Below are 25,376 nucleotides of genomic sequence, written 5' to 3' on the forward strand. Positions count from 1 at the left end.
TTACTTTTCGGAGTTCATCACATAGAGCGCGCGCGAGCGCTCAAGGTGCTTGATCATCGCCTTCTCGGCGCCGTCGGCATCCTTCTTCTCGATGCGGCCGATGATCTCTTCGTGCTCGGTCAGCGTGAAGTTTTCCTTGCCGGTCCAGATCAGCATTTCGGTGTGGTATTCCTTCAACCACCCGAGCATCGCCTCGCTTACGGCGACATAGATCGGATTGCCGGAAATCGCGGCGATCTGGGTATGGAACTTCATGTCGGCGGAAATGAAGGCTTCGGAATCACCGCGAAAGCCGCGCTGTTCGGTAATGATGGCCCGCAGCCGCTGCACGTCCTCAGCGGTGGCCTTTTCGGCGGCTTCCCTGACCATGCCGCGCTCGAAGAAGATGCGCGCGCTCTTCAGATGCTCAAGCGTGTCCTTCGATGACGACAGGATGATCTTGGCGGCGCCATCGACCTGCTTGATGATCGACTTGGCTGTCAACTGAAGCACCTTGGCGCGCTCGCCATGCGAGATCGCGACCAGGCCCATATTGCTCAACGCCTGCATGGCCTCGCGGATCGCCGGCCTGCCAACCTCGAAGCGCTCCATCAGCTCTCGCTCCGATGGCATGTCGTCGCCCGGCATCAGTTCGCCGCTGGTGATCAGGCGCTTCAGCCGCAAGAAGACCTCATCGGAAAGCTTGCGCCGGACAATCGGTTCCGAACGGTTCATCGTCGCGAATCACTCCCTTGAGCCGGCCATATTTAACACTGCCGCCACAATTCCCGGAAATTGCCGTCTGTTGATCCGCCAAGGCTTCCGGATATGTCTTGCAATACTTATGTACTCATTATACCAGATTTCGCACACTGGTGAACCTTTTTCGAATGCTCGGCCTCAGACAACAGACCATGATCACCCTCACCTATCGCATCGAAACGCCCGGCAGCATCGAAGCGCTGGCCGCCAAGATCGCCAGCGACCAGTCGACCGGCACCTTCGTGGCGCTGCCTGGCGAGACCGAGGAGTTGAAGGCCCGGGTGGCGGCGCGCGTGCTGGCGATCCGGCCTCTGCCCGATGCCGAACGGCCGTCCCTTCCCGACGCCGGCGAGGGGCCGTTCAGGCGCGCCGATGTCGATATCGCCTTTCCGTTCGATGCCATCGGCGCCGACCTCTCGGCGCTGATGACGATTGCCATCGGCGGCACCTATTCGATCAGGGACCTCACCGGAATTCGCGTCGTCGACATGAAGCTGCCGGAGGATTTTCGTGGCGCGCATCCTGGCCCACAGTTCGGTGTTGCCGGCAGCCGCCGACTTACCGGCGTCGCAGACCGGCCAATCATCGGCACGATCGTCAAGCCGGCGCTCGGGCTGCGGCCGCACGAGACAGCGGCGATGGTGGCGGAATTGATCGCCGCCGGCGTCGACTTCATCAAGGACGATGAGAAGCTGATGAGCCCGGCCTATTCGCCGCTGTCGGAACGGGTGAAGGCGATCATGCCGCTCATCCTCGATCACGAGCAGAAGACCGGCAAGAAAGTGATGTATGCCTTCGGCATCTCGCATGCCGACCCGGACGAGATGATGCGCAATCATGATCTGGTTGTGAAGGCCGGCGGCAATTGCGCTGTTGTCAACATCAATTCGATCGGCTTCGGTGGCATGGCCTTCCTGAGAAAACGCTCCAGCCTGGTGCTACACGCCCATCGCAATGGCTGGGACATCCTCACCCGTCACCCTGGCCTCGGCATGGATTTCAAGGTCTGGCAGCAGTTCTGGCGGCTGCTCGGCGTCGACCAGTTCCAGATCAACGGCATCGCCTCGAAATACTGGGAACCGGATGACTCTTTCGTCGAGTCGTTCAAGGCCGTGACAACACCGATCTTTTCACCCGAGGACTGCGCCTTGCCGGTGGCGGGCTCCGGCCAGTGGGGCGGTCAGGCGCCCGAGACGTATGCGCGGACGGGACGGACGGTCGATCTTCTCTATCTCTGCGGCGGCGGTATTGTCAGCCATCCGGACGGGCCGGGCGCCGGCGTGCGGGCCGTGCAGCAAGCCTGGCAGGCGGCGGTCGACGGCATTCCGCTGGCGGACTTCGCCTTGAGCCATCCCGAACTGGCGCGGTCGATCGAAAAATTCGGCGACGGCAAGGCGGCCTGAAGCCATGCAGGACCTGCTTCTCAGCTATTATGGCGACGACCTGACCGGCTCGACCGATGTCATGGAGGCGCTCGAGCTCGGCGGCGTGCCGACCGTGCTGTTCATGCGCCAGCCGGACGAGACCTTGCTGTCGCGCTTCGCCCATTGCCGGGCGATCGGACTGGCCGGCACCAGTCGCAGCGAGACGCCGCGATGGATGGACACGCATCTGCGCGAGGCTTTCGCCTGGCTAAAGACGCTCAATGCCGCGATCTGCCACTACAAGGTCTGCTCGACTTTTGATTCCAGCCCGACGATCGGCAGCATCGGCCGGGCCATCGAGATCGGCCGCTCGGTGTTCGCGCAGGCCAGTGTGCCGCTGGTAGTCGGCGCGCCGCAGCTCCGGCGCTACACCGCCTTCGGCCATCTGTTCGCCGCCTATCGCGATCAATATTTCCGCATCGATCGCCATCCCGTGATGAGCCGTCACCCGACGACGCCGATGGATGAGTCCGATCTGCTGATCCATCTGTCGCGGCAGACGGAGCTGAGTTCCGGGCTGATCGACCTTGCGACGCTACAGTCTGCGTCGCGGTCGGCGGCATTCGATCGCCTGACCGCAAACGGCACCGCCATCGTGCTTGTCGATGTCGACAGCCGGGAGACCCAGGCCCTGGCTGGCAAAGAGATCTGGCGCGTTCGCAAGCCCGGCGGTTCTTTTGTCGTCGGCTCGTCCGGGGTCGAGTATGCGTTGCTGGCCGAATGGGTGTCGAATGGCATCGCCAGCGCTGGGCAGGGTTTCACGCCGCCGGGGGCAGCCGAGCGGATAGCCGTCGTGTCGGGCAGTTGCTCCCCGACCACCGAACGACAGATCCGGCATNGGCATTCCCTGACCGACGGTTTCGACGGCATCGAGGTCGATCCGGTCGAACTGGTTTCCGAGGCGTCACAGCTGGCGATCGCGCGCGCTACGGCAAGCGGCAGAGCCAGTCTGCAAGCCGGGCGCAGCATCATCCTCTATACCGCGCTTGGTCCCGCCGCCGAAAGGGGCGCAGAAATCGACCGGCAGGAAGGCGCGCGCCACAAGCTTGGTCGCAGTCTTGGAGAAATTCTTCGCAGCCTTACCATCGAACAGAGCCTGCGGCGCGTGGTCATTGCCGGCGGCGACACGTCGAGCCATGCACTTGGCGAGATGGGTGTCGATGCCCTGACAATCCGAATGCCGCTGCCCGCTTCACCGGGTTCGCCGCTCTGCGTTGCCCATTCGCGCGTCAAGGCGATCGACGGACTGGAGGTTGCGCTCAAGGGTGGCCAGGTCGGAACCGATCGCTATTTCTCAGCCATCCGCGATGGCCTCGGCGATTGAGCCAATACTGCGTCCAGGTGCTGGCCGGCGGGAACACCTCTAGGCGTGAAATACTCCTTGCCGGGTAGAAATCCCGATAACACCCGGTATTATCTGCGAAAATGCCGAAATCGGGAGGATGCCGGTGCAGACCAAGAAGATCATCAATGACGGCAATCGCGCCGTCGACGAGATGCTGGAAGGCATTCTCGCCGCACATCCTCGCCATCTCAAAAGCGTGGATGGCAGTCCACGCTCGATCATCGCCCGCGACGGACCGCGCCAAGGCAAGGTGGGTCTCGTGATTGGCGGCGGCTCGGGCCATGAGCCGAGCTTCCTCGGCTTCGTCGGCAAAGGATTGGCCGACGCGGCGGCCATCGGCAATGTCTTTGCCTCGCCGCCGCCGGACCCGATCCTCGAATGTGCCAAGGCAGTCAGCAGCGGCGCCGGCGTGCTGTTCATGTACGGCAACTATGCCGGCGACGTGATGAATTTCGACATGGCCGCCGAGATGGCGGCCATGGACGACATCGAGGTGCGTACCGTGCTGAGCACCGACGACGTTGCTTCGGCACCGCGTGACCAGCGGCACAAGAGGCGCGGCGTCGCCGGGAATTTCTTCATCTTCAAGGCGGCCGGCGCCGCCTGCGACCGGATGCTGTCCTTCGACGAATGCGAGCGCATCGCCGGCAAGGCCAACGACCACACTTTCACCATGGGCGTGGCGCTGTCGCCCTGTTCGCTGCCGCAGACCCGCCGGCCGAATTTCGAGATCGAGCCGGACGAGATGGAGATCGGCATGGGCATTCACGGCGAACCCGGCATCGCGCGCGAAAAATTGAAAACAGCCGACGAGATCACCGACGAGATGCTGGACAGGATCCTCGGCGAGATGGCGCCGGCGCGCGGCGACAAGGTCGCGGTGCTCGTCAACTCGCTCGGCTCGACGCCGCTGATGGAACTCTACATCATGAACCGGCGCGTGAAGCAGAGGCTCGACGAGATCGGTGTGTCCATCCACGCAAGCTGGGTCGGCAACTACTGCACCTCGCTCGAAATGGCGGGGGCCTCGATCACTCTGCATCGGCTTGACGGCGAGTTGCAGACGATGCTGGACCACCCGTGTGACTGCGCCATGTTTCGCGCCGGCTAACCTTCTCTGCGGCAAGGACAAAGACATGACAATCGACACTGCCCGCCTTGTTGCGATGTTCGCGGCGATCGCAAACGCCATGTCAGCCGACAGGGACAGGCTGTGCGCGCTTGACGGGGTTATCGGCGACGCCGACCACGGCATCGCGATGGAGCTTGGGTTTTCCGCGGCACGCGATGCGGTAGCCGCGCTCGACACGGCGGCCGCTGACCCGACTGCCTTGCTCAATACGGCGGCAAAGTCGTTCCTGAACGCGGTCGGCGCCTCCTCGGGTCCGCTCTATGCGACTGCGTTGATGCGTGGCGCGGCAGCCGTGAAGGGCAAGACGACGCTTGACGACGCGGAAACGGTCGCGCTGTTCCAGGCCATGGCCAAGGGCATTCAGGATCGCGGCAAGGCTGAACCTGGCGAAAAGACGATGATCGACGCATGGGCGCCAGCAGCGCAAGCGGCGGGCGAAGCGCTGGCTTCCGGCAAGGGTCTGGCGGCCAGTCTCGAGGCTGCCGCGCAGGCGGCAAAGGCAGGCGCGGAAGCGACCAAGGCGATGATCGCCACCAAGGGCCGGGCCTCCCGCCTCGGCGAGCGCTCGCTTGGGCATATGGACCCAGGCGCCGCGTCCGCCGTGACTGTGATCGAGGCGATGCGGGTCGCCTTGACCAGTTAACTCAGCAGGTCCCTCACGTCAGCGCTTGGCGTCGAGCTTGTCGACGGCCTGTACGTTTGCGGCGGAGGGGCCGTTCGGATCGAATTCCGAGGCCAGCCATGCGTCGGCGATCGATTTCGCCAGTTCCGGACCGATGACGCGGGCGCCCATGGTGATGATCTGGGCGTTGTTGGACTTGGCGGCGCGCTCGGCGGAATAGGTGTCGTGGGTCAATGCGGCACGAATGCCCGGCACCTTGTTGGCGGATATGCTGACGCCGATGCCCGTGCCGCAAAACAGGATGGCCCGGTCGTACTTGCCGTCGAGAACTTCGTGGCCGACCGCGGCGGCGATATCGGCGTAGAACCCAGCCTGGCTGAGATCAACGACCTGCAGTTCCGGCTTGCCGGCGAGGTGCTTGGCGATGACATCGAGCAGCGGCTTGCCGGCGCTATCGGCTCCGAGTGCGATCTTCATGGTGATGAACTCCTTTGCTTTGGTCTTTAGCGGTCAGCTATGGCGGCCGACGCCTTTTTCAGAATGTCGATATAGCCTTCCGCTTGCCACGCGGAGCGGCCGATGAACAGGCCGTCGATATGCGGCTGGCCGATCAGTTCGGCCGCGTTGCCGGGATTGACGCTGCCGCCGTAAAGCACAGGCGGGGCAATCGGCAACCGGTCGGCGGCAATTTTCTTGATCAGCGCCTGCTGCCTGTCGGCATAGTCGGCGCTGGCGGGAATGCCCTTTTCGCCGATCGCCCAGACCGGCTCGTAGGCAAAGAGGATTTCTGCTGACGGTGCATCGCCCTCAAGGCCTTGCAGCGCACCAAGAACCTGCGCGGTCAAAACCTCATCGGCGCGGCCGGATTCTCGCTCGGCCAGCGTCTCGCCGACGCAGATCAGCGGCACGAAACCGTGCCGGACCGCAGCCGCGGTTTTCAGTCCCACTGTCGCATCCGTTTCACCGAAATGCTCTCGGCGCTCGCTGTGGCCCAGTTCGATCAGGTCGAGCCCACAATCCTTCAACATCACCGGCGAAACCTCTCCAGTCCAGGCGCCGGCGTCGGCCCAATGCATGTTCTGGGCACCGACCTTCACGCGTGTCTTGGCCAGCGCGGCCTTGACCTGGCGCGCGGCGGTAAACGGCGGGATGACGAAAGGCTGTATCGCCTGATCGAAACCGGGCACGAAAGCCGTCAGCGCATCGGCGAACTGCAACGCCTCCGACAGCGTCTTGTTCATCTTCCAGCTCGTGCCGACCCAATATGGGGTCATTCTTTTCTCCTTCAACGCGTGTTTTCCTAGCCACCAGTGCCGGCGTCGAGCCGGTATTTCACTCAGACTCGAGGCTTGAGGCTGTCGCGGCCACTGTCGATGTAAGGCGCCCAGAAATCCACCGACTCGCGGATCATCTCGATAACCTGACGGTCGACCGGTTCCCTCTCCCTGAAGGAAAGTTCAAGGCAAATTTCATTGTCGGTGCCACCGCCCTGCCGAACGGCATCCAGCAGCTTTTGCGGCACTATGCGGCCATCCTTGTTGTAGGCGGCCGTGAACGGCCAGTGGCCGCCCTTGTTCATGGAAGACTGCTTGATGTGGATGATCGGCGATTGCAATGGAAACGCTTTCGCCCAGGCATAGGGATCGGTGTCGGCAGGGTTGGGCGAGGTCACATCGCCATGGTCGATATCGACCATCATCTTCATCGGAATGGGCAGCTTCGCCGCATCGATGGCGCTCTGCAGCGTGACGCAGCTTTCGATCGTGTGGCCGAACTCGCGGCCGACCGACATCGGCTCCCAGAACAGATAGGTCAGGCCCGCCGCCTTGGCGTGTTCGGCCACCTCGCGCCAGCATTCGAGCGCGATGTCGAGCAGCACTGCCCGCCGTTGCGGATCGTTAAAGTCCTTGTAGGTGAAGATGGCGAACTGCGTGCCCATGCCCGACGCGCCGAGTTCGGCGGAAATGTCGGCAAAGGTCTTGAACCAGTCGATATAGTGGCGCCGGACATCCGCATCCGGGTGGCCGAAATGGTTGAGCCTGCCATAGGGTCCGGTCATGCCCGAGGTGATCCGCACGCCGGTCCTCGCCAATGCGCTGTTGAACAGGCGAAGGAATTTGGCAATCGTCGCCGCCGGCCAGCCCGGATTGACGAATTCGTGCGTCAGTTGCACGTCCCGGATGCCAATGCCGTAGGCGATCGCGTCGATCAGATCATCTGGATCGGCGAAGCGGTTGACCAGGGGATTGGTGTTGAGGGAAAGCGTGAAGGCCATCAGTCCGTCGTCGCCATGATGTTGGAGAACCAGTCTTCAAATGTCTTGCGCTCAGCCGCATTGATATGCAGGCCATGTTTGGTGCGGCGCTCCAGTATATCGACTGATGTGCCGGCCCATTCGGTCTCGACAAGGAACTTCGCCTCCCGTTCATAAAAATCGGGTCCGAAGCGGTGGCCGAGATCCGCTTCGTTATGCACGCCGGCCAGCAATTGCCTGGCGCGGGTGCCATAGGTTCGAGCGTAGTGCTTCACCAGCGACGGACTGAGCCATGAAAACTCGGAATGCAGATCACTCAGGAACTGCTCGAAGTCAGCATTGGGAATGTCGCCCCCCGGCAAGGGAATTTTGGCCGTCCAGGCTTTCTTCATGGTCGGAAAGAACGGCTGGATCTTTTCCAGCGCATGTTCGGACAGCTTGCGGAAGGTGGTGATCTTGCCGCCGAACACCGAAAGCAGCGGCGCGTTGCCGTTGGAAGCGTCGAGTTCGAAAATATAGTCGCGCGTCACCGCGCTTGGATTATCGGCATTGTCGTCATAGAGCGGACGCACGCCGGAGAAGCTGTAGACCACGTCCTGAGGCGTCAGCTGCCGCTTGAAATAGCGATTGACCACCTTGATCAGGTAATCGACTTCGCTTGCCTCGGCTGCCACTTCCTCGGGCCTGCCTTCGTAGGGAATGTCGGTGGTGCCGATCAGCGCCAGATCGTTCTCGTAGGGGTTGACGAAGATCACCCGCTTGTCGTTGTTCTGGATCAGATAGGCCTGCCGTCCCTCCCAGAATTTGGGCACGACGATGTGGCTGCCCTTCACAAGGCGAACATTGCGGGTGGAATTCTGCCCAGCGACGCGGCTGACAATGTCGTTGACCCATGGCCCTGCCGCATTGATCAGTGCGCGCGCCCGGACTTTCGTGATCGCACCCGTGCGGCCATCCTGCATATCAATCGACCACAGGCCATTTTCGCGTCGTGCCGCAATGCATGCAGTACGAGTCAAAACCGTCGCGCCGCGCTGCCTGGCGTCCAGAGCGTTGAGCAACACCAGCCGCGCATCGTCGACCCAGCAGTCGGAATATTCGAAGCCGCGCTTGAATTCGTTCTTGATCGGCGCGCCTTCCGGCGACGTTCTCAGATCAAGTGTCCTGGTTCCCGGCAGCCGCTTGCGGCCGCCAAGGTGGTCGTAGAGAAACAGTCCGAGCCGGACCAGCCATGCCGGCCTGTCTTGCGGGCTGTGCGGAAGAACGAAGCGCATCGGCCAGATGATGTGCGGCGCCGCCTCGAGTAGAACCTCGCGTTCGATCAGCGCTTCGCGAACCAGCCGGAATTCATAATATTCCAGATAGCGCAGACCGCCATGCACCAGCTTGCCGGAGCGCGAGCTGGTGCCTTGGGCGAGATCGTCCTTTTCGCACAGGATAACGGACAGCCCGCGCCCTGCCGCGTCACGCGCTATGCCGGCCCCATTGACGCCGCCGCCGATCACGAAGAGATCGACGACATCTGTTGTATTGCTCAAGATCTTGCTCCTGTGCGGTGCGCCATGCCCTTCCACACCGGCCGAAGCGCCCGATGCGCCGCAACAAAGGAAGGGAAGAGCGCATCGTAGGTTTGCGAAAGCGCCTCGTCATAGGCATCGCAGTCGCCGAGAAGCGGCGTCACCCACTCGGCGGCGCAATCTTCCATCGAGTCATAGACGCCCAGCCCGACCGCGGCCATCATCGCGGCACCTGCAGCGCCGGCTTCCTGGCGGCTGCTCGTTCGGACTTGCGCCCGTGTCGCCGCTGCGATGATGCGACGTAGGGACGGGCTGCGCGCGGCGCCGCCCGACAGGCGAATCTCGCCCGGCACGGGACCCATCGCCTGGTAGCAATCGCGAGCCGCGAAAGCCAACCCCTCGAGGACGGCGCGCGCCAGATCGCCAAAGCCGTGCTTGACCGAAAGGCCGATGAATCCCGCGCGCGCATCGGGGTCGACGAATGGCCCTCTTTCACCTGCCAACGATATGTAAGGCTGGTAAATCAGCGATCCCGGCTCGGATGCTTCCACCCAGACATCGAGTGCCTTTAGCAACTCATCATGAGAAGGGTTTCCACCACCCGTTGCAAGCACATCGCGCGCAAGGCCAAGCAGCCAGTCGATGTTGAGCGTCGCCGCCATGTTGGACTGCAATTGCGCGAAGCCGCCTGGAATAGGCATGGCGATGGTGTAGCCGGAGCCATCATCGTTCAGCACGACATCGCCGGGAGCGGCTGCGAAGCGCGTGTGGATGCCAGTCGAGCCGATCACCGTGCAGCCGACATTGCCTGAGGGATCATAGAGGCCGGCTCCGAGAGCCGTCATGACCATATCCACGTAACCCAGCACCACCGGCGTGCCTGCGAGCAGGCCGGTCTCTGCTGCCGCCGATCGCGACAGCGCATGATGGTCGGTGGTGCCTTCGAGCATGGGCGGCAACAGGCGGCGATGCGTCGTCAGATCCAGGATGTCGAGGACCTCGTCGGAATAGCTGCGCGACCGAAAATCGCCAAAGGTGAATGTTCCTTCCGAAGGATCGGTGGCGCGTTCGCCTGTCATCTTGAAGTGGAGCCAATCCTTGCAATGCAGTGCGGTCGCCGCCCGCTCCAGCATCTCCGGATTGTTCTTTTTCATGAAGGCTAACTGGGCGCCCTGCTGGCAGGAATTCAGCCCCGTGCCGGTCAGCTCGAACCGCCTGCGATCCCGGGGATCGGCACGCATCTCGTCCACCAGATGTCCGGCGCGCGCGTCGAGCCACAGCCATGCGCGCGAGACAGGCAAGCCGTCGCCATCGATCAGCCAGGTTCCGTCGCCCTGCCCGGTGATCGCAACCGCCGCGGCTCGTTGCGCGAGGTCGGGGATCTTGGCCGCGAGATCGCGAACGGTCTGCGCCATGTCGCGCCAGGTCTGCTCAAGGTCCTGCTCGGCACCGCCGCCTTCCAGTGTGACGAAGCTGTTGGGTACCGACGTCATGGCGAGCTGCCGCCCGGACAGATCGAAAGCGACCGATTTGATCACCGACGTTCCCGCGTCGATGCCGATCAGCAGGTCTTTCATGCCGCAAATTCCGGTTGGTTAAGAAGGCAGTTCACGAGGGCAGTCTCGCAGAAGAGGCAGGGAGTGTCCTCAAGGACACCCCCTGTTCAGGTTCACTCCGACAGCACGAAGGGTGCAGTGTACTTGTCGACATTGTCCTTGGTGATGAGTAGGCAATCGAACAGCTGCTTCTCGGTCGCCGCGCCAGTGGCGCCCGTCTTGATGAACGAGTCCGCCTGTTGCACGGCCTTGGCCGAGAAGATGGCAACCGGCTGCAGCACAGTGTACTGCAGTTCGCCGGACTTGATCGCCGCAACCGCATCCGGGGAGCCGTCGAAGCCGCCGACCTTGATACCAGCCAGCTTGCCGGCTTCCTTCAGCGCCGCAACCGCGCCAAGAGCCATTTCGTCATTGCCGCTGATCACGGCGATGATATCGGGATTGGCCTGCAGCATGCTCTGCATCTTGTCGTGGCCCTGGGTACGATCCCAGTTGGCGACCTGCGAAGCGGCCTTTTCGAGATCTGGATACTGGCTCAGCACAGTCGCGTAGCCGTTCGAGCGCGTCGCGGCGTTGTTGTCCGACGGGGCGCCGAGCAGTTCGACATATTTGCCCTTTTCGCCGACTGCCTGCACCCACTGCTGGGCACCGAGAGCTGCACCCTGCGCGTTGTTGGAGACGAGCTGCCCCTTGGCGAGGCCTTCCTGGTTGATCTCGGCATTGACGAGGAAAACCGGGATGTTGGCGGCAATCGCCTTCTTCACCGCGCCGACAGAGCCGTCAGCGTTGGCCGGGTCGAGAATGATGGCCACCGACTTGTTGGTGATGGCGGTGTCGATCAGGTTGCTTTCCGTGTTGGTGTCGCCCTTGTGGGCCCCGACATTGGCCGTGTAGCCGAGCTTCTCGGCCTCGGCCTTGGCGACGTTGCCCTCGGTGAGCCAGTAGGGGTTGGCCGGATCGTTGACGATGATCGAGATCAGGCCCGCGGCAGAAGCGGCGGCCGTGAACCCGACGACCATCGCGGCCGCAAGCAGACTTTTCAGCATGGTTTTCATGTACATTCCTCCAATGATTACGCGGTGTTGCTGCCAGTCACCTGGCAGTCTTCCCTTGGGCAGGATTGGCCGCTTCGGCCTTCCCCCGTTTCTGAGAAGTCGGTTGGCCACCTGTCGCGCTTGGGAGCTTGCTGCGGCGGCGATACTGAACGGCATTGAGCAGCACGGCGAGCACGATGACCGCGCCCGTGAACACTGTCTGCCAGTAGGATGAGATGCCGATGATCACCAGACCGTCGGACAGGAAGCCGATGACGAAGGCCCCGAGCAGGGTTCCGCGGATGTTGCCGCGCCCGCCGGTCAGTGCCGCGCCGCCGATGACGACGGCCGCGATGGCCGTCAGTTCGTAGGTGGTGCCTGCGGTCGGTCCTGCCGATGTCAGCTGCGAGGACAGGATCAGGCCGGCAATGGCGGCGCAGATGCCTGACAGCACATAGACGGAAATCTGCACCGTCTTGACCGGAACGCCGGACAGTTCGGCCGCGCGTTCATTGCCGCCCGAGGCATAGAGCCAGCGCCCGAAGGCGGTGCGGTTCAAGACGATGCTGCCGATGAGCGCGATGACTGCGAGAACCACCACGCCGGTCGGCACGCCGAACAGGCGGTTGAAGCCAAGCGCATCGAAGCCGGTGTTTCCCAGCTCCGGTTTGCCACCGAGATTATTGTAGGTCAGGCCACTGGTCATCAGCAGCGCCAGGCCGCGCGCCATGTACATGACGCCCAGCGTCGCGACGAAGGCCGGAACCTTGAAGCGCGCGATGAGCACGCCGTTGATCAGCCCGACGACGGCGCCCAGCATGCAGGCAAGCACGGCGACCACCCAGACCGGCGGATAGAGAACGACGCCCAGCCAGGTCAGCGTCACGCCCTGCATCAGGAAACCGGCAACGACGCCGGCAAGCCCGAGCGTCGATCCCACCGACAGGTCGATGCCGCCATTGAGGATGACGAGCAGCATGCCGACTGCGAGAATTCCGAAGATGGCGACATGCGAGGCCATGGTCAGGAAATTCGCCACCGAGAGGTAGTAGGGCGACAGGAACGAGAAGACGACGATGATCACGATCAGGGCAAAGAAAGCGCGTCCCTCGAGCAGCAGCTTGGCGAGATCAAAGCCTTCGCCGCCCGCGCTTGGACTGGATTGTTTTCTGGCCTGGCTGACATCGGTCATGGTCTGGGCTCCGAAATTCCTGGTGATCAGGCGACCACGGCTTCGCCGGAGGCGGCCATGATCTGCTCTTTGGTGGCGTTGGCGCCGAACTGCGCTGAAATCCTGCCCCGGCGCATGACGACGATGCGGTGCGCGATGCTGAGGCACTCGTTGACCTCCGAGGTCGAGAAGATCACCGCAAGGCCCTGCGCGGCGCGTTCGCTGAGCAATCGGAAGACCTCGGCCTTGGCGCCGACATCGATCCCGCGGCTCGGCTCGTCGAGAAGGATGACCTTGGGGTTGGTCGTCAGCATCTTGCCGATGACGACCTTCTGCTGATTGCCGCCCGACAGCGATCCGATCATGGCGTTGCCGCCGGCGGTCTTGATGGTCACCTTGCGGATCGAATCCTCGACCAGCCCACGCTCCCTGGTGCGGGACAGAAACAGCCCCTTTGCGAACGCTTCGATGCTGGCAAGCGAGAGATTGCGGCCGACGGTCATGGTCTGCACCAGCCCGTCACGCTGGCGGTCCTCGGGGACCAACACCAGACCCTTGGCGATGCGCTGGGCAATGCTCAGTCCCGAGACGTCCTCGCCTTCCAGAAGCGCGCGGCCGCCCGCCATCGGCACCCGTCCGGCGACCGCTTCCAGCAATTCCGTGCGCCCGGCGCCCATCAGCCCATAGATGCAGACGATCTCGCCCGCCTTGACGTCCAGCGACAGATGATCGACGACGGAATAACCGGAGCCCGAAGTGTCGACGACGCTGACATCCTCGATCGACAGGGCGACGTCGCCGAACGCATGACCGGTCGGTGGCGAACCGAGATCGAAGTTCTCGCCGACCATGTTGCGCACGATCCACTCGAGGTCGATATCCCTGGCTTCGGCCGTCGCCGTGATCGCGCCGTCGCGCAGGACGACGGCGTAGTCGGTGATCTGCAGGGCTTCTTCGAGGTGATGTGAAATGTAGACGATGGAGACGCCGCGGCTGGTCAAATCGCGGATCACCTTGAACAGCACCTCCACCTCGGTCGCGCTGAGCGCCGAGGTCGGTTCGTCCATGATCAGGATACGTGAATCCACCGACAGCGCCCGCGCGATCTCGACTATCTGCTGCTGCCCGAGGCGCAGATCCTCGACCAGGGTCATTGGATCGATGTCCTCTTCGAGGTCAGCCATCAGCGCGCGCGCCTGGCGCGATTCCTCGGCGAAATCGAGGCCGGTCCTGGTGCGCAGTTCGCGGCCCATGAAGATGTTGTCGCGTACGCTGAGGTTCGGCGCCAGGCTGAGTTCCTGGTGGATGATCGAGATGCCGCGATCGCGCGCGTCCGAGGACGACGAAAAACTGACGAGATTGCCGTCGAGCACGATGTCGCCCGACGTCGGCGTGACGACGCCGGACAGGATCTTCATCAGCGTCGACTTGCCGGCGCCATTTTCTCCGAACAGCGTCGTGACCTTGCCGCGATGGATGTCGAAATTGACGCCCCTGAGGGCATGGACGCCGCCATACGACATGACGATGTTGCGCGCCGAAAGCACGGCGTCGCCATTCGCAGCCGGTTTCATTTGACGTCCAGCCTCACGGGAGTGACCAGCCAGCTCTTCGGATTGACCAGCTTGAACGCGCCGACAACCGAAACGGTCTTGCCGGCCAAGGTGCTCGTGTCGACCTTTGCCAGGACTTCCTTCTTCATCTCGTTGTTCAGCGCCGAGCCGGCGTCCTGGTATTCTATCTGGTTGGTGAATTGGCCGAATGTGATCTTGCCGGTGGCGTCGCGCAGTTCGGTGCCGTTGATCGCCGGTCCCGTCTGCACGCGGATCATCAACGTGTCGGGCAAACCGTCGACTGCGACCTTGTAGATGCCCGATTTTCCTTCGCCGACAACGCCGGTGAACTTGACCGAAATGACTGGCCCGACACCTGCGGGCACGCCGTATTCCTTCTCGGCCGTCGCCCTGTCCTTGGCGATCGCCGTCGCCACTGTCACGGCGTCGGCGGCACGGGTCTCGACATCGGCCTGCACCTTGGGAAATTCCGACTTGCCGTAATCCGCGGCGGAGAAGACGGCGGCGCTGCGGACGTCACCGGCGGAGCCGATCCTGACCACCTTGGTGTCGAGCGCCATGGCGCCAAGCAGGACAACGACCGCGACGCCAGCCAGTATCCGACGCAAGCTGGCCGAGGCCTGCCGGGTCGATGCGGTGGCAGCCTTGGCACTCATGACGCAACCACCTGCAAGGCAGATCTGCCGTTGTCACGCATTTGACGATCCTCCGTTCACATGGCGCTTTGCACCATTGGATTGGTTCTTTTCGACAAGAGCGCGTGCAGTGCTTTCATCGGTGATCAGGCCGCTCAGATAACGGCTCTCGAGCACCGCTTTGATCGCGCGCACTTTCACCTTGCCACCGGCGACGGCGACAATCCTGCGGCCTTTCAACTGATCCCGCGGAAGCGCCAGAATTCTCTCCGACAGCGCCGTTTCCACCGGGCGTCCCTTGTCATCGAAGAAGTGGGCGAGCAGCTCGCCAACGCCACCGTCGCGTTTGACCTCATCGATTTCGGAATGTTCGATCATGCCGGTAGCGACCAGCGAGGCTTCCCGCATGGCGGTTCCTATGCCGACGAACATCAGGTCGGATCGGCTTGCGAGAGCGAAGACATCGCTAATGCCGCGCTGGCCAAGCAGCACCTCACGGTCCTCGGCAGTGTTGGCGACGAAAGGCACCGGCATCACATAGGCCTGCGCGCCTGTCCGCTCGGCCAGGCGATGCATGACATCGTGCGGGTTGGCCGCGAATTTGCGCGTCACGCCGCCAAGCAGCGAGACGAAACGGATATGGGCGGCGGCGGTGCGCGTCAGATACTCGACGCTTGCCGCGAGGGTACGACCATGGCCGACGCCGATCAGCATGTCCTCGCCGCGATCGATCTCGCGCTTCAGAAACTGCGCGCCGGCGATGCCAAGCGCCTTCAGCGGCAGATCGTCCTGATCGAGATCAGGAACGACCTCGCAGTAATCGAGCCCATAAGCATCGATCAGCTGCTGCTCGAGGTCGATGCATTCGCCGACGTCGCCGTCGATAATCACTCTGACCAGGCCATCCTGAGTGGCCCGGGTGATGAGCCGATGCGCCTTGAGGCTGGTCAAGCCGAGCCGTTTGGCCACCTGGGCCTGTGTGAGACCGCCGGCATAGTGAAGCCAGGCCGCGCGGGTGGCGAGGCTGGATTCATGGTCGCGGTTAGCGGTTCCGCCGGATTTCAAGCCATCTCCTCCCCAGGATGATATTATTATCTTTGTGTGCAAAAATTTTCACATCCCTGCATCGCTGTCAATCCCTCGCCGGATTTGGCCTACGGGGAATTCTGTGTGGCCCTATTAGGAGGTCTGCATATTGGGTGATCATAATGATGTGTTATTTTAACGTCAATCGATGTTATATCGCTTCAATGCCATCGAGACAGCAACCGGTATTTGCTGCCGATCTTCAAACTAAATGTCTGTTTTCAATCATTTACGCCCGGCGGCACATAAATCCCAATCAGGCTGTGTTGCGGTGTGTTGCACATGCGACGGAGCCATGGGCAAACCGATAGGATTGCCTTGAGAAAAGCCATCGGCATTGCCCGATGACGCGATCAGGCCAGCCGCATCAGGTTGCGGCCCTTGAGCTCCACAACGGCGGCTTCGACTTCCCGCGCAATGCGCCCAGCACTCCAGCCCAACGCCCTTCCGGCGATCGACGCGATCTCCTGCAGGTCCCGGCCTGTCAGGGAACCTGATATCGCCAGGGTGCTGCGACGCATGACGATATCAGTCAGATGTTCCACGAACTCGCTGCGGACGATGTAGTCGATTTCCGATTTTCTGTAGCCTTCGGAATCCGGCAGATCGCCCTTATCGTCCAGTTCGTGCCCGGCAATCTCCAGGGCTCTGGTTCCGTAGCGCGACAGCAATTCATCGAGACGCCGTTCCGCGATGCCCGTTTCCGACCATGCCCGGGCCAGCCAGTCTGCGCGTGCCGCCGCATCGGCTGGAAAATCCCTGCCGCCGCCAATTGGCATGGCTTGCGTTGAGACCTCGCGCTTGCGCTGCAGGCGACCGAGCACGGTGCCGGCGACTTCCTCTGCAAAGCCACGGAACGTTGTCCATTTGCCGCCGACCAGCGAGATAACCGCGAAAGGTCTGTTCTGGTCCGGCTCGGCGATCGGTGACGAGTGATCGCGGCTGATCAGCCCGGGCACCGATGCATCCGAGGAAGGCAGCGGCCTGATGCCGCTATAGACGTAGACGATCTGCTCGCGCTCGAATGCCATGCCCGGCAGCAGCGTTCGCACGCTGTCGAGCAGGTACTCGACTTCGTCAGGCTCGCAGCGCACCTCGTCGGGATTGTCGGCCTTGATGTCGGTTGAGCCGACCAGCGCCAAGCCGAGATAGTCGTAGACGAGGCAGATACGGCCGTCGTCGGCCTCGAAATAAAGCATGCGCCCGGCAAGGCTTTTGACCAGTTCGTCGTGCCTCAGCAGGATGTGAGAGCCCTTGGTGCCGCCGATCATCTTCGAGGGCGCGCCAAGCAGATCGTTGACACGATCGATCCATGGACCGGCGGCATTGACCACCAGCTTCGGCCGCACCGAAAAGGCGGCGCCGTTTTCCGGCTGGAATGTCAGTACGCCATTGGACGAGGCCACCAGCGCCGTGTAATTCGCGCTGGCCGAGGCCGCGTTCGCCTGCAGCCCATCGAGGATCAGTTCGAGCACCAGCCTTTCGGGGTGGCTTATCTTGGCGTCGTAGTAGGTGCCGGTGGCGACGATCGAAGGGTTGAGCGCCGGCATCCCGCTGAGCGCCTGGCGCCGCCCGACCATGCGGTGGCGCGGCATGACCCGGTTTCGCGAGCCATAGAAATCATAGATCATCAGGCCGATCTTGATCAGGATGGCGCCGCGGCTGCGCGGTGCGCTGGTCGAGCCGAACAGCGTTCGCAGCGCCGCCAGCATGCCCTTGCTCCAGGAGAAGATCGGGATGACGGTCGGCAGCGGACTGACATAATGCGGCGCGTTCTTCAAAAGCAGATTGCGTTCGAGCGTCGACTGCGCCACCAGACCGAACTCGCCGGTTTCGAGATATTTCAAACCGCCATGAATGAGCCGCGACGGCGCGGCACTGGTGCCCGCGCCGAAGTCGCTCTTGTCCACGATCAGGCAGCTGACGCCTTGTGCGCACAGATCGCGAAACAGGCCCGCCCCGTTGATGCCGGCGCCGAGAATGACGACGTCGACCTCGCCTGTCCCGGCCATGGCAGCCAAACGCCCTGCGGGGTTTCCCGTACGTGCTGCTTCCGTTGGGTTCATGGCGCTTTCGTCTTGACGATGCGCAGCTTGACGCCGGCCCGTTCGAGGGCTTGCGCCCGCGCATCGCCCAAGCCTTCGGTCGCCAGCACGACGTCGAAGCTGGTCAGGTCGTCGAAGACGTGCAGCGCGATCCTGTCGAACTTTGCGTGATCGACCAGAAGGATGCGCTTGACCGATGCGGCCATCATCGCCTGCTTGACCCGCACGACATTGGGATCCTGGATGAAGGCGGTGGTTCCGGTGATGGCCGAAGCCGAACAGATCAGCACATTGGCGCGCAATTGCGCCACGGCGTTCTCGCAGACGATGCCGATATAGGCATTGTAGGTGACGTGGTACTGGCCGCCGAGACAGATGAAGTCGATGTCGTCGACATTGGTCAGCAGCGACGCCGTCGCCACCGAATTGGTGATGACGGTCAGCGGCTTGACGTCGAGCAGCAGCGTGGCGACGGCGTTTGCCGTCGAGGAATCGTCCAGCATCACCACCTGGCCGGCTTCGACATAATCCAGTGCCGCCCGCGCCAGCGCATCCTTTTCAGCCCGATTGACCGTCACCCGATAGCGGAAGGCGCTTTCGTAGAGGCCGGACGGCTGAACCGTCACCGCACCATGCAGCTTGCGCAATACGCCCTGCTGGGCCAGCCGGTCGATGTGCCGGTGGATGGTCATGCGCGATACGCCGAAATGCTCGACCAGATCGTCGATGCGCACCTGGCCGAGCTTGATCACATAGTCGGCGATCTCTTCGCGTCGTTCGTCGGCCTTGATCATGCGGTTCCCCCAGTGTCTGGCCGCGCCAGCTTCTCGATCTCGGGCCAATGCGGTTCGAGCGCACCGGCTATGCGGCCATAGAGGGAAAAGCGCTCGTTGAACACAGCACTTGAGGCCGGCACTGGCTCGTATTGGCGCGCCGTCATGCCGGCCTGCGTGGCACCTTGTTGCGGCGTCGCGAATATGCCGACCGCGGCACCCGCGCAAAGGGCAGCGCCAAAGGCCGCGGCCTCGTCGGTCGAGGTGATGGTGACCGGGGCGTTCAGCACATCGGCAAACATCTGGACAAAAGCCGGATTGCGCGAACCGCCGCCGGTCAGGCGGATCTCGCTGATAGGAAAGCCCTCGCGCAAGGCTTCGACATGGGTGCGATGATTGAAAGCAATGCCCTCCAGAACCGCCTTGAGCATATCGCCGCGATCGTGCCAGCCGTGCAGGCCGACAAAGCTGCCGCTGGCGAAATCGCCAAACGGGGAGCCGAACAGATAGGGGTGAAACAGGATGGTCGACCGCTTCTTCAGCGCCACGTCGATCTCTGCTGCAAGCAACTCATGGATCGAGCCACCATCGACCGATGCCTTTTCCTGCTCCGAGCGGCAAAACGTATCGAGAAACCAGTCATAGTTTGCGGTCGAGGCCGGCGAGATCGCCATATTGTTCCAGCGGCCTGCGTCGATGGCGTTGCGGCAGAACCAGCGCGGGTCGACGCGCGGTTCCGAAGAGACGACTTCGTTGATGGAATAGGTCCCGGCGACGATGGCGAGCATGCCCTCCTCATGGCCGCCCATGCCAAGGGCCGAGGCGGTCACGTCATGCAGTCCGCACGCGACGGGTGTCCCCTTGCGAAGGCCAGTCACTTCGGCGGCCTCAGCAGTGACGTGGCCGACTATGTCAGCCGAATGCGCCATCGGCGGCAGCGCGTCGAAAAGACCATCCAGTCCGAAGATGCGCATCGCTTCCGGCGCGAAGGCTTGCGTGCGGACATCCGTGAATGAGGTGCTGGCCTCGGTACGGTCGGTGCCGATCGTGCCCGACAGGCAAAAGCGCAGCCAGTCCTTGCAGGCCAGTATATGCCAGATGCGCCCGTAGCGGTCTGGCTCGTTCTTCCTGATCCAGGCTAGCAGCGCCGATGGAGCCGAGACGTGCGGCGCCTGGCCGGTGCGCGCCAACGCATCTTCGAAGACCCCGTCCGCCGACCATTGTTCTACAATCTCGCCGGCGCGGCTGTCGAGCGACAGGATTCCAGGCCCCAGCGGCCGACGATCCTGGTCGAGCAGGTAGAGACCGTCGCCATGCGCGGTCGCCGCCACCGCCCTGATATCGTCTGCCGGGCGGCCACAGAGGGCGATCGCCTCCTTGATTGCGTCGGCGGTGGCCTGCCAGAGGCCGGCCATGTCGCGCTCCACCCAGCGCGCATGGGGCATCGATTGCGGCACCCGCCGACGCGCCACGGACAACTGAGTGCCATCGGTATCGAAGATCACCGCCTTGGTAACCGTGAGACCGTTATCGATTCCGAGCAAACTGGGCACGGTCACCGCCTCTTTCAGCGACTGGCAATGCGCACTGCAAGCTTATCCTGCAGGCTGGGGCAAGGGTGACAGACATAGCGGCGATCGACGAGCAACGGTGATACAAAAGCGATGGCATCCAACGGATTAATCGAACCATATATCGATGTTAATTTAACGTCAATCTATGAGACAACCCTTTTTACGCGCGCGTCAAAATGGACATCAATGGTTATAGAATTCTGATTTAATTCGATTTTTTGTCGATAAAAATATCCCACCAGGATCGTTCAATCGGCCGCCGATCGCCATCGATTAATCCGCAAAGCCGGAGCATGGCAACTGCCTCAGGTTGCGGTATCAAGGTCTGTTAAGAGCTCACAATCTGCCGAGACAGCAACAGAGTGAAAAACGTCGCGACAGCAGGCACCTTCCCCATCCGAGAAAGGTCCAAATTACATCAGAGGGGACCATCCGCAATGAGTGTCAAACCGCATCGGTGTGGTTGTCTGGATCGGATGCACCTGCTCCCATTTGGCAAAGAACCCCGCGACCGTTTCCGGTCGCGGGGCGTTGGGAGCGTTCTCGGGAAGAGCTGGTGGTCAAATGTTGGCGAGCAACTCGTTGACGCGGCTTTCCATGTCGGCAAGGGCGGCGTCGACGTCTTTCTGGCCAGTGATTGCAGCGCTCATCTCTTCGCCGACAATGTCCTGGATCGCAAACTGACGCTGCACGGCTGACGGCAGCGGCCTGCCGAGATCGGCGACAGCGGCGATCGTGTTGCGATGCGGCAGCGCCTTGAAGGCATCCGAGGTGATGATGGCCTTGTATGCCGGCAGGTGGCCGGTGCGCGACCATTCGAAGTCGTTGTCGGCGAAGAACTTCAGGAACTTGCCGATGGCCGCGGTCTGTTCAGGCGTGCGGTCCTTCTGCGAGACTGCCCAGGTGTGGCCATCGGCATATTGCGCATGGGCACCGCCAAAAAGCTGCGGATATGGGTACACAGCGTAGCCGCCTTTGTTGAGCGCCGTGCCCTTGGTTTGGGACTGGGCATTGTTGTCGCCGACGACCCATGTGCCGTTGAGCTGAACGCCACCGTCACCGGCAAGAAAAGCGTTGATCGCGCCGCCGTAGTCGAGATCCTTGGTGGTGTAGCCCTTGTCGAAGATCGCCTTGTACATCTCGACGACCTTCTTGGCTTCCGGTGTATTCAGCTTCACATGCTTCGGATCGGCAAAGAAGTCGGAATCCTGTTGAAAGAGATAGGTGTAGAGATTGCGCGTGTAGAGTGCCGTCTCATTAGCCAGGTTCTGAACGAAGTAGGGCTTGCCGGTCTTCTGCTTGAACTGTTCGGCCTGGGCGAGCAATTCCTCGGGCGACTTCGGAAGCATCGGCGTGCCGTCGGCATTGACGAGCCCGGCCTGTTTGAAGAGATCCATGTTGATGTGATAGAGCATCGTCCAGCTGTCGATCGGCAGGCCGTAGATCTTGCCGTCTTTGGTGGCACCGTTGCGCGCTGCGTCCGTGAAGGCTTCAGGTGTGACGCCGACGGACTTCAAGAGATCGTCGAGCGGCATCAACAGCCCCTTGGACTGGTAGTCCGACAGCGCGGATTCATGGATGGTGACGATGTCCGGGGCATCGCCCGAAGCGAATTGCGCGGTCAACTGGTCATAGCCCGGCCATTCCACGGTGCTGACGCTGACATGCACATCGGGGTTGTCGGCGTTGAACTTGTTGATCAGCGAGGTGATGATGCCGCATTCACCAACAGCCTTGGTGACATCGGTGTTGGTGCCGAAATCGGCATCGCAGGCACCGAAAAAGCGCTGTACCGTCAGCTCCGTTGCCGCAAAGCCTGGGCTTGCGAGCATCATTACCCCCGCGGAGACCGCGGCAAACAGTATTTTCTTCATTCTCATGTCAGTTCCTCCTACTGAGTTTCCGCCACTCCACACTGGATTGGCGTCATGCTTTCCATCGCTGCGGCGCACTCCCCCGCCCTGCAATTCTCATTATCGGACCGCGGCGCCGGAGACGGCGGTGACGATGTATTTCTGGAAAAAGAGGTAGACGATCAGGATCGGCGCGCCGGCGAACACAGCTTGCGCCATCAGGAAGCCGATGCCTTCGGACTGGGCGAAATTCGTCTGTGTCGAAGCCATGCCGACGGTCAGCGTGTACATGTCCTTCCTGGTTGCCGAGATCAGCGGCCACAAATAGTCGTTCCAGGCGCCAAGGAAGGTGAAGATGCCGAGCGTTGCCTGCGCAGGCACGGTGAGCGGCAGCAGCACCTTCCAGAAGGTCCGGAACCGGCTGGCATTGTCCAGCATGGCGGCTTCGTCCAGCTCCTTCGGGATGGCCTTGAAATATTGGGTCATCAGGAAGACGCCGAACGAAGCCGACAGGCCGGGGAGAATGAGCCCGTGATAGGTGTTGTGGAACTTCAATATGCTGAAGATCTGGTGGCGGGCGACGAGCACGGCCTGTTCCGGCACCGCCAGACCGAAGAGAACGATCACGAACAGGATGTTTTTGCCGGGGAAGTTCAGACGTGCAAACCCGTAGCCGGCGAGCGACGACAGGACCAGCGTACCGAGTGTCAGCCCGCCCGAGACGATGATGCTGTTGAGCACCCAGAGAAATACCGATGAGGTGCCGATGGTGTTGAAGTAGTTCCTGAGCGTGTAGGGTAGGCGAAAAACCGAATTCGGATCGGCCATCAACTCGGCATTGTCCTTGAGCGACAGGCCGATGACCCACAGAACCGGCGCGATCATGGCTATCGAAAGCAGGATGACGAGGGCCAGCAACACGCGGTCGCCAAACGCACGTCCCTTGATGGAAATGGCTGGCGCGCTCATGTCTGATCCGCCTTGTTGCGTGTTACGAGGTATTGGGCCATGGCCGCGATCAGGATCAGAATGAACAGGACCTCCGATGCCGCGGCACCCATGCCCAGATCCCAACGACGGAACGCGGTGTCATAGATGTAGAGCACGATCGGCTTGGTGAGGTTGTTAGGGCCGCCGCGCGTCATCAGCCAAGCCTGGCCGAACAGCTGAAATTGCAGCACGATCTGGATAATGATCACCAGGATGAAAGTGCGTTTGATAGACGGCAGCGTGATCGAGCGCAGCGTCTGCCAGCGATTGGCATTGTCCAGGGCTGCCGCCTCGTAAACATCCTGCGGGATCTGCTGCAGGGCCGAGAGAAACAGCATCATCGGCAAGCCGATGCACCACCAGACGGTGGCAATGGCGATACCGATCATCGCGAGGCTGGGGTCGGAAATGAAAGCCGGGGCGGTTGCGCCGAACCATCCGTAGATCGTCGACAGAAGGCCGACATTCGGAATGAACACGATGCGCCAGATCAGCGTGACGATTGTGACCGACAGCACCGAGGAAGAGAAGAACAAGGTCCGCAGCACTGCGGCAGTGCGCGTGCGGCGGTTGAGGCAAAGCGCGAGGAAAAGGCCGATCAGCGCCAGCGTCGGCACTGTCAGAAGGACGAAGTAGAAGGTGTTCCAGACCGATTGCAGGAAGACCTTGTCGTGAAACAGCCTGACATAATTGCCGAGACCGACAAAATCTCCGGACGAGAACGTGTCGGCCTTGTGGAAGCTCAGCCACATCCCCCAGAGGAGCGGAAAGATGAGCAGCGTCGTGAAGAAGAACAGGAACGGCGCGACGAAAACGAAGTTTCGCCATTGCGGCGCATAGATGTCGACGCTTGGAGCCCTGACGCTCACGGTTGCCATCGCGGTCCGCGGCATCGTCAGCCGGTCGGCCATATCAAGCCTCCCTCGCGTGCCAGGCGCGGCCGGCCGCGCTGAACAGATGCGACTTCTGGCCGTCGAAGGCGAGCCCTACCTTGTGGCCGACCGCGACCCGGCTGTTGCCGACATCCGAGCCGACGATCTGCTGGCCATCGCCGAGACGAATGTAGATCAAGGTGCGCTCGCCAAGCCGCTCGAGCACATCGACCACGCCATCGGCATTGCCCTGCCCGGGAGGAACGATGCGGACATCTTCCGAACGGATGCCGAAGCTGTACTTGTCATCGGCCAACAGGTCGGAAGAAATCGCGGTCCGAACCGATATACCGTCCGAAAACCTGGCCGTGGCGTTGCCACTCGATCTGTCGAGTGTCGCATCGATAAAGTTCATCGCCGGGGCACCGACGAAGCCGGCGACGAATTTGGTCGCGGGGCGCTCGTAGATTTCCATGGGAGAGCCGATCTGCTCGATCCTGCGGTTGTTCATGACGACGATGCGGTCGGCGAGCGTCATGGCTTCGACCTGATCATGGGTGACGAAGATCATCGTCGATTGCAGGCGCTGGTGAAGCTGGGCAAGTTCGAGGCGGGTGCGGGTTCGCAGCGCCGCATCCAGATTTGAGAGCGGCTCGTCGAACAGGAAGGCCTTCGGCTCTTTCACGATCGCACGGCCGATGGCAACGCGCTGGCGCTGGCCGCCCGAGAGCTGGCCCGGTTTGCGCTCGAGCAAATGCGGCATTTCGAGGATGCGGGCGGCTTCGTTGATCCGCGCGTCAATGACCTCGCGCGACATGCCGATATTCTCAAGCCCGAAGGCCATGTTGTCGCGTACCGTCATATGCGGATAGAGCGCATAGGACTGGAACACCATGGCAATGCCGCGCTTGCCCGGCGGCAGATGATCGATACGTTCCCTGTTGATGGCGATCTCGCCGCTATCAACAGTTTCGAGGCCTGCGATCATGCGCAAAAGCGTCGATTTCCCGCATCCGGATGGACCGAGAAACACGATGAATTCGCGTGCCTTGATGGAGAGCGACAGATCCTCCAGCACCGACATGGCACCGAAGTGCTTGTTCACATTCCTGATTTCGATATCGGCCGTCACGTCGACGCTCCTCCTCAGCGCATGCACTTTCCGACAACAGACCCGA

The 25,376-nt window shown here is 61.9% G+C and carries 22 protein-coding genes; 4 read left to right on the top strand and 18 right to left on the bottom strand.

The genetic code is table 11. The features are described 5' to 3' along the window. Positions 1–714, bottom strand: coding sequence for a transcriptional regulator NanR (locus X744_RS168730; protein WP_023756728.1), 714 nt, complete (start codon positions 712–714; stop codon positions 1–3). Between the two features lie 179 nt (positions 715–893). Between X744_RS168730 and oiaX the strand changes: the two genes are divergently transcribed. From oiaX to dhaL, 4 genes are all read left to right on the top strand, one after another. Further along, positions 894–2,144 (top strand): 3-oxo-isoapionate-4-phosphate decarboxylase OiaX, encoded by a 1,251-nt coding sequence (gene oiaX, locus X744_RS168725; RefSeq protein ID WP_023756729.1) that lies wholly within the window; start codon positions 894–896, stop codon positions 2,142–2,144. A gap of 4 nt (positions 2,145–2,148) precedes the next feature. Next, the gene (locus X744_RS168720) at positions 2,149–3,489 is read left to right on the top strand and encodes a four-carbon acid sugar kinase family protein (protein WP_023756730.1); all 1,341 of its coding nucleotides are present in this window, start codon (positions 2,149–2,151) and stop codon (positions 3,487–3,489) included. A 118-nt stretch (positions 3,490–3,607) separates the two neighbouring features. Then, positions 3,608–4,621 carry a dihydroxyacetone kinase subunit DhaK gene (locus X744_RS168715; RefSeq protein WP_198032165.1) on the top strand — a complete coding sequence of 338 codons (1,014 nt, stop codon included), beginning with the start codon at positions 3,608–3,610 and terminating at the stop codon, positions 4,619–4,621. A gap of 25 nt (positions 4,622–4,646) precedes the next feature. Then, positions 4,647–5,285 (top strand): dihydroxyacetone kinase subunit DhaL, encoded by a 639-nt coding sequence (gene dhaL, locus X744_RS168710; protein ID WP_023756732.1) that lies wholly within the window; start codon positions 4,647–4,649, stop codon positions 5,283–5,285. Between the two features lie 18 nt (positions 5,286–5,303). Here dhaL and X744_RS168705 read toward each other — a convergent pair whose 3' ends face one another. The 17 genes from X744_RS168705 to ugpC all read right to left on the bottom strand — a co-directional run bounded on the left by X744_RS168705 (position 5,304) and on the right by ugpC (position 25,330). Then, a complete protein-coding gene (locus X744_RS168705) occupies positions 5,304–5,741 on the bottom strand; it encodes an RpiB/LacA/LacB family sugar-phosphate isomerase (RefSeq protein WP_023756733.1) in 438 nt (145 codons plus the stop codon). Positions 5,742–5,767: 26 nt separating this feature from the next. Next, complete coding sequence (locus X744_RS168700; protein WP_031259445.1) at positions 5,768–6,538, bottom strand: triose-phosphate isomerase; 771 nt, start codon at positions 6,536–6,538, stop codon at positions 5,768–5,770. 62 nt (positions 6,539–6,600) lie between these two features. Next, positions 6,601–7,539 (bottom strand): TIM barrel protein, encoded by a 939-nt coding sequence (locus tag X744_RS168695; protein WP_023756735.1) that lies wholly within the window; start codon positions 7,537–7,539, stop codon positions 6,601–6,603. After that, the gene (locus X744_RS168690) at positions 7,539–9,056 is read right to left on the bottom strand and encodes a glycerol-3-phosphate dehydrogenase (RefSeq protein WP_023756736.1); all 1,518 of its coding nucleotides are present in this window, start codon (positions 9,054–9,056) and stop codon (positions 7,539–7,541) included. The genes X744_RS168695 and X744_RS168690 overlap by 1 nt, the downstream gene beginning before the upstream one ends. Continuing rightward, positions 9,053–10,612, bottom strand: a complete 1,560-nt coding sequence (locus X744_RS168685) for an FGGY-family carbohydrate kinase (protein ID WP_023756737.1) — start codon at positions 10,610–10,612, stop codon at positions 9,053–9,055. The genes X744_RS168690 and X744_RS168685 overlap by 4 nt, the downstream gene beginning before the upstream one ends. Before the next feature lie 92 nt (positions 10,613–10,704). Continuing rightward, a complete protein-coding gene (locus X744_RS168680; protein ID WP_023756738.1) occupies positions 10,705–11,652 on the bottom strand; it encodes a D-ribose ABC transporter substrate-binding protein in 948 nt (315 codons plus the stop codon). A 31-nt stretch (positions 11,653–11,683) separates the two neighbouring features. Next, complete coding sequence (locus X744_RS168675; protein WP_023756739.1) at positions 11,684–12,817, bottom strand: ABC transporter permease; 1,134 nt, start codon at positions 12,815–12,817, stop codon at positions 11,684–11,686. Positions 12,818–12,843: 26 nt separating this feature from the next. Continuing rightward, entirely contained in the window at positions 12,844–14,370 is a 1,527-nt protein-coding gene (locus tag X744_RS168670; protein ID WP_023756740.1) for a sugar ABC transporter ATP-binding protein, read from the bottom strand. Beyond that, positions 14,367–15,026 (bottom strand): DUF2291 domain-containing protein, encoded by a 660-nt coding sequence (locus X744_RS168665; RefSeq protein ID WP_023756741.1) that lies wholly within the window; start codon positions 15,024–15,026, stop codon positions 14,367–14,369. Before X744_RS168665 ends, X744_RS168670 begins: the two co-directional genes overlap by 4 nt. A 33-nt stretch (positions 15,027–15,059) precedes the next feature. After that, positions 15,060–16,070, bottom strand: a complete 1,011-nt coding sequence (locus X744_RS168660) for a sugar-binding transcriptional regulator (protein WP_023756742.1) — start codon at positions 16,068–16,070, stop codon at positions 15,060–15,062. 374 nt (positions 16,071–16,444) lie between these two features. Further along, positions 16,445–18,103 (bottom strand): glycerol-3-phosphate dehydrogenase/oxidase, encoded by a 1,659-nt coding sequence (locus X744_RS168655; protein WP_245266393.1) that lies wholly within the window; start codon positions 18,101–18,103, stop codon positions 16,445–16,447. A gap of 50 nt (positions 18,104–18,153) precedes the next feature. Next, a complete protein-coding gene (locus X744_RS168650; RefSeq protein WP_031259448.1) occupies positions 18,154–18,930 on the bottom strand; it encodes a DeoR/GlpR family DNA-binding transcription regulator in 777 nt (258 codons plus the stop codon). Beyond that, complete coding sequence (locus tag X744_RS168645) at positions 18,927–20,462, bottom strand: FGGY-family carbohydrate kinase (protein WP_023756745.1); 1,536 nt, start codon at positions 20,460–20,462, stop codon at positions 18,927–18,929. The genes X744_RS168650 and X744_RS168645 overlap by 4 nt, the downstream gene beginning before the upstream one ends. A 581-nt stretch (positions 20,463–21,043) precedes the next feature. Continuing rightward, the gene (locus X744_RS168640; RefSeq protein WP_023756746.1) at positions 21,044–22,357 is read right to left on the bottom strand and encodes an extracellular solute-binding protein; all 1,314 of its coding nucleotides are present in this window, start codon (positions 22,355–22,357) and stop codon (positions 21,044–21,046) included. 99 nt (positions 22,358–22,456) lie between these two features. Beyond that, complete coding sequence (locus X744_RS168635) at positions 22,457–23,305, bottom strand: carbohydrate ABC transporter permease (protein WP_023756747.1); 849 nt, start codon at positions 23,303–23,305, stop codon at positions 22,457–22,459. After that, entirely contained in the window at positions 23,302–24,204 is a 903-nt protein-coding gene (locus X744_RS168630) for a sugar ABC transporter permease (RefSeq protein ID WP_245266395.1), read from the bottom strand. Before X744_RS168630 ends, X744_RS168635 begins: the two co-directional genes overlap by 4 nt. 34 nt (positions 24,205–24,238) lie before the next feature. Continuing rightward, on the bottom strand, positions 24,239–25,330 hold the full coding sequence (ugpC, locus tag X744_RS168625) for a sn-glycerol-3-phosphate ABC transporter ATP-binding protein UgpC (protein ID WP_023756749.1): 1,092 nt from the start codon (positions 25,328–25,330) through the stop codon (positions 24,239–24,241). Positions 25,331–25,376: the final 46 nt, after the last annotated feature.

This window comes from Mesorhizobium sp. LNHC252B00 (assembly GCF_000502955.1).
GTDB lineage: Bacteria > Pseudomonadota > Alphaproteobacteria > Rhizobiales > Rhizobiaceae > Mesorhizobium.

Excerpts from the sequence above, each read along its gene's own strand:
- X744_RS168715 (WP_198032165.1), top strand. The coding sequence starts at position 3,608 with ATGCCGGTGCAGACCAAGAAGATCATCAATGACGGCAATCGCGCCGTC.
- dhaL (WP_023756732.1), top strand. The coding sequence starts at position 4,647 with ATGACAATCGACACTGCCCGCCTTGTTGCGATGTTCGCGGCGATCGCA.
- X744_RS168665 (WP_023756741.1), bottom strand. The coding sequence starts at position 15,026 with ATGAGTGCCAAGGCTGCCACCGCATCGACCCGGCAGGCCTCGGCCAGC.
- X744_RS168700 (WP_031259445.1), bottom strand. The coding sequence starts at position 6,538 with ATGACCCCATATTGGGTCGGCACGAGCTGGAAGATGAACAAGACGCTG.
- X744_RS168705 (WP_023756733.1), bottom strand. The coding sequence starts at position 5,741 with ATGAAGATCGCACTCGGAGCCGATAGCGCCGGCAAGCCGCTGCTCGAT.
- X744_RS168695 (WP_023756735.1), bottom strand. The coding sequence starts at position 7,539 with ATGGCCTTCACGCTTTCCCTCAACACCAATCCCCTGGTCAACCGCTTC.
- oiaX (WP_023756729.1), top strand. The coding sequence starts at position 894 with ATGATCACCCTCACCTATCGCATCGAAACGCCCGGCAGCATCGAAGCG.
- X744_RS168655 (WP_245266393.1), bottom strand. The coding sequence starts at position 18,103 with ATGGCCGGGACAGGCGAGGTCGACGTCGTCATTCTCGGCGCCGGCATC.
- X744_RS168630 (WP_245266395.1), bottom strand. The coding sequence starts at position 24,204 with ATGGCAACCGTGAGCGTCAGGGCTCCAAGCGTCGACATCTATGCGCCG.
- X744_RS168670 (WP_023756740.1), bottom strand. The coding sequence starts at position 14,370 with ATGAAACCGGCTGCGAATGGCGACGCCGTGCTTTCGGCGCGCAACATC.
- X744_RS168650 (WP_031259448.1), bottom strand. The coding sequence starts at position 18,930 with ATGATCAAGGCCGACGAACGACGCGAAGAGATCGCCGACTATGTGATC.
- X744_RS168640 (WP_023756746.1), bottom strand. The coding sequence starts at position 22,357 with ATGAAGAAAATACTGTTTGCCGCGGTCTCCGCGGGGGTAATGATGCTC.
- X744_RS168635 (WP_023756747.1), bottom strand. The coding sequence starts at position 23,305 with ATGAGCGCGCCAGCCATTTCCATCAAGGGACGTGCGTTTGGCGACCGC.
- X744_RS168680 (WP_023756738.1), bottom strand. The coding sequence starts at position 11,652 with ATGTACATGAAAACCATGCTGAAAAGTCTGCTTGCGGCCGCGATGGTC.
- X744_RS168685 (WP_023756737.1), bottom strand. The coding sequence starts at position 10,612 with ATGAAAGACCTGCTGATCGGCATCGACGCGGGAACGTCGGTGATCAAA.
- X744_RS168730 (WP_023756728.1), bottom strand. The coding sequence starts at position 714 with ATGAACCGTTCGGAACCGATTGTCCGGCGCAAGCTTTCCGATGAGGTC.
- X744_RS168675 (WP_023756739.1), bottom strand. The coding sequence starts at position 12,817 with ATGACCGATGTCAGCCAGGCCAGAAAACAATCCAGTCCAAGCGCGGGC.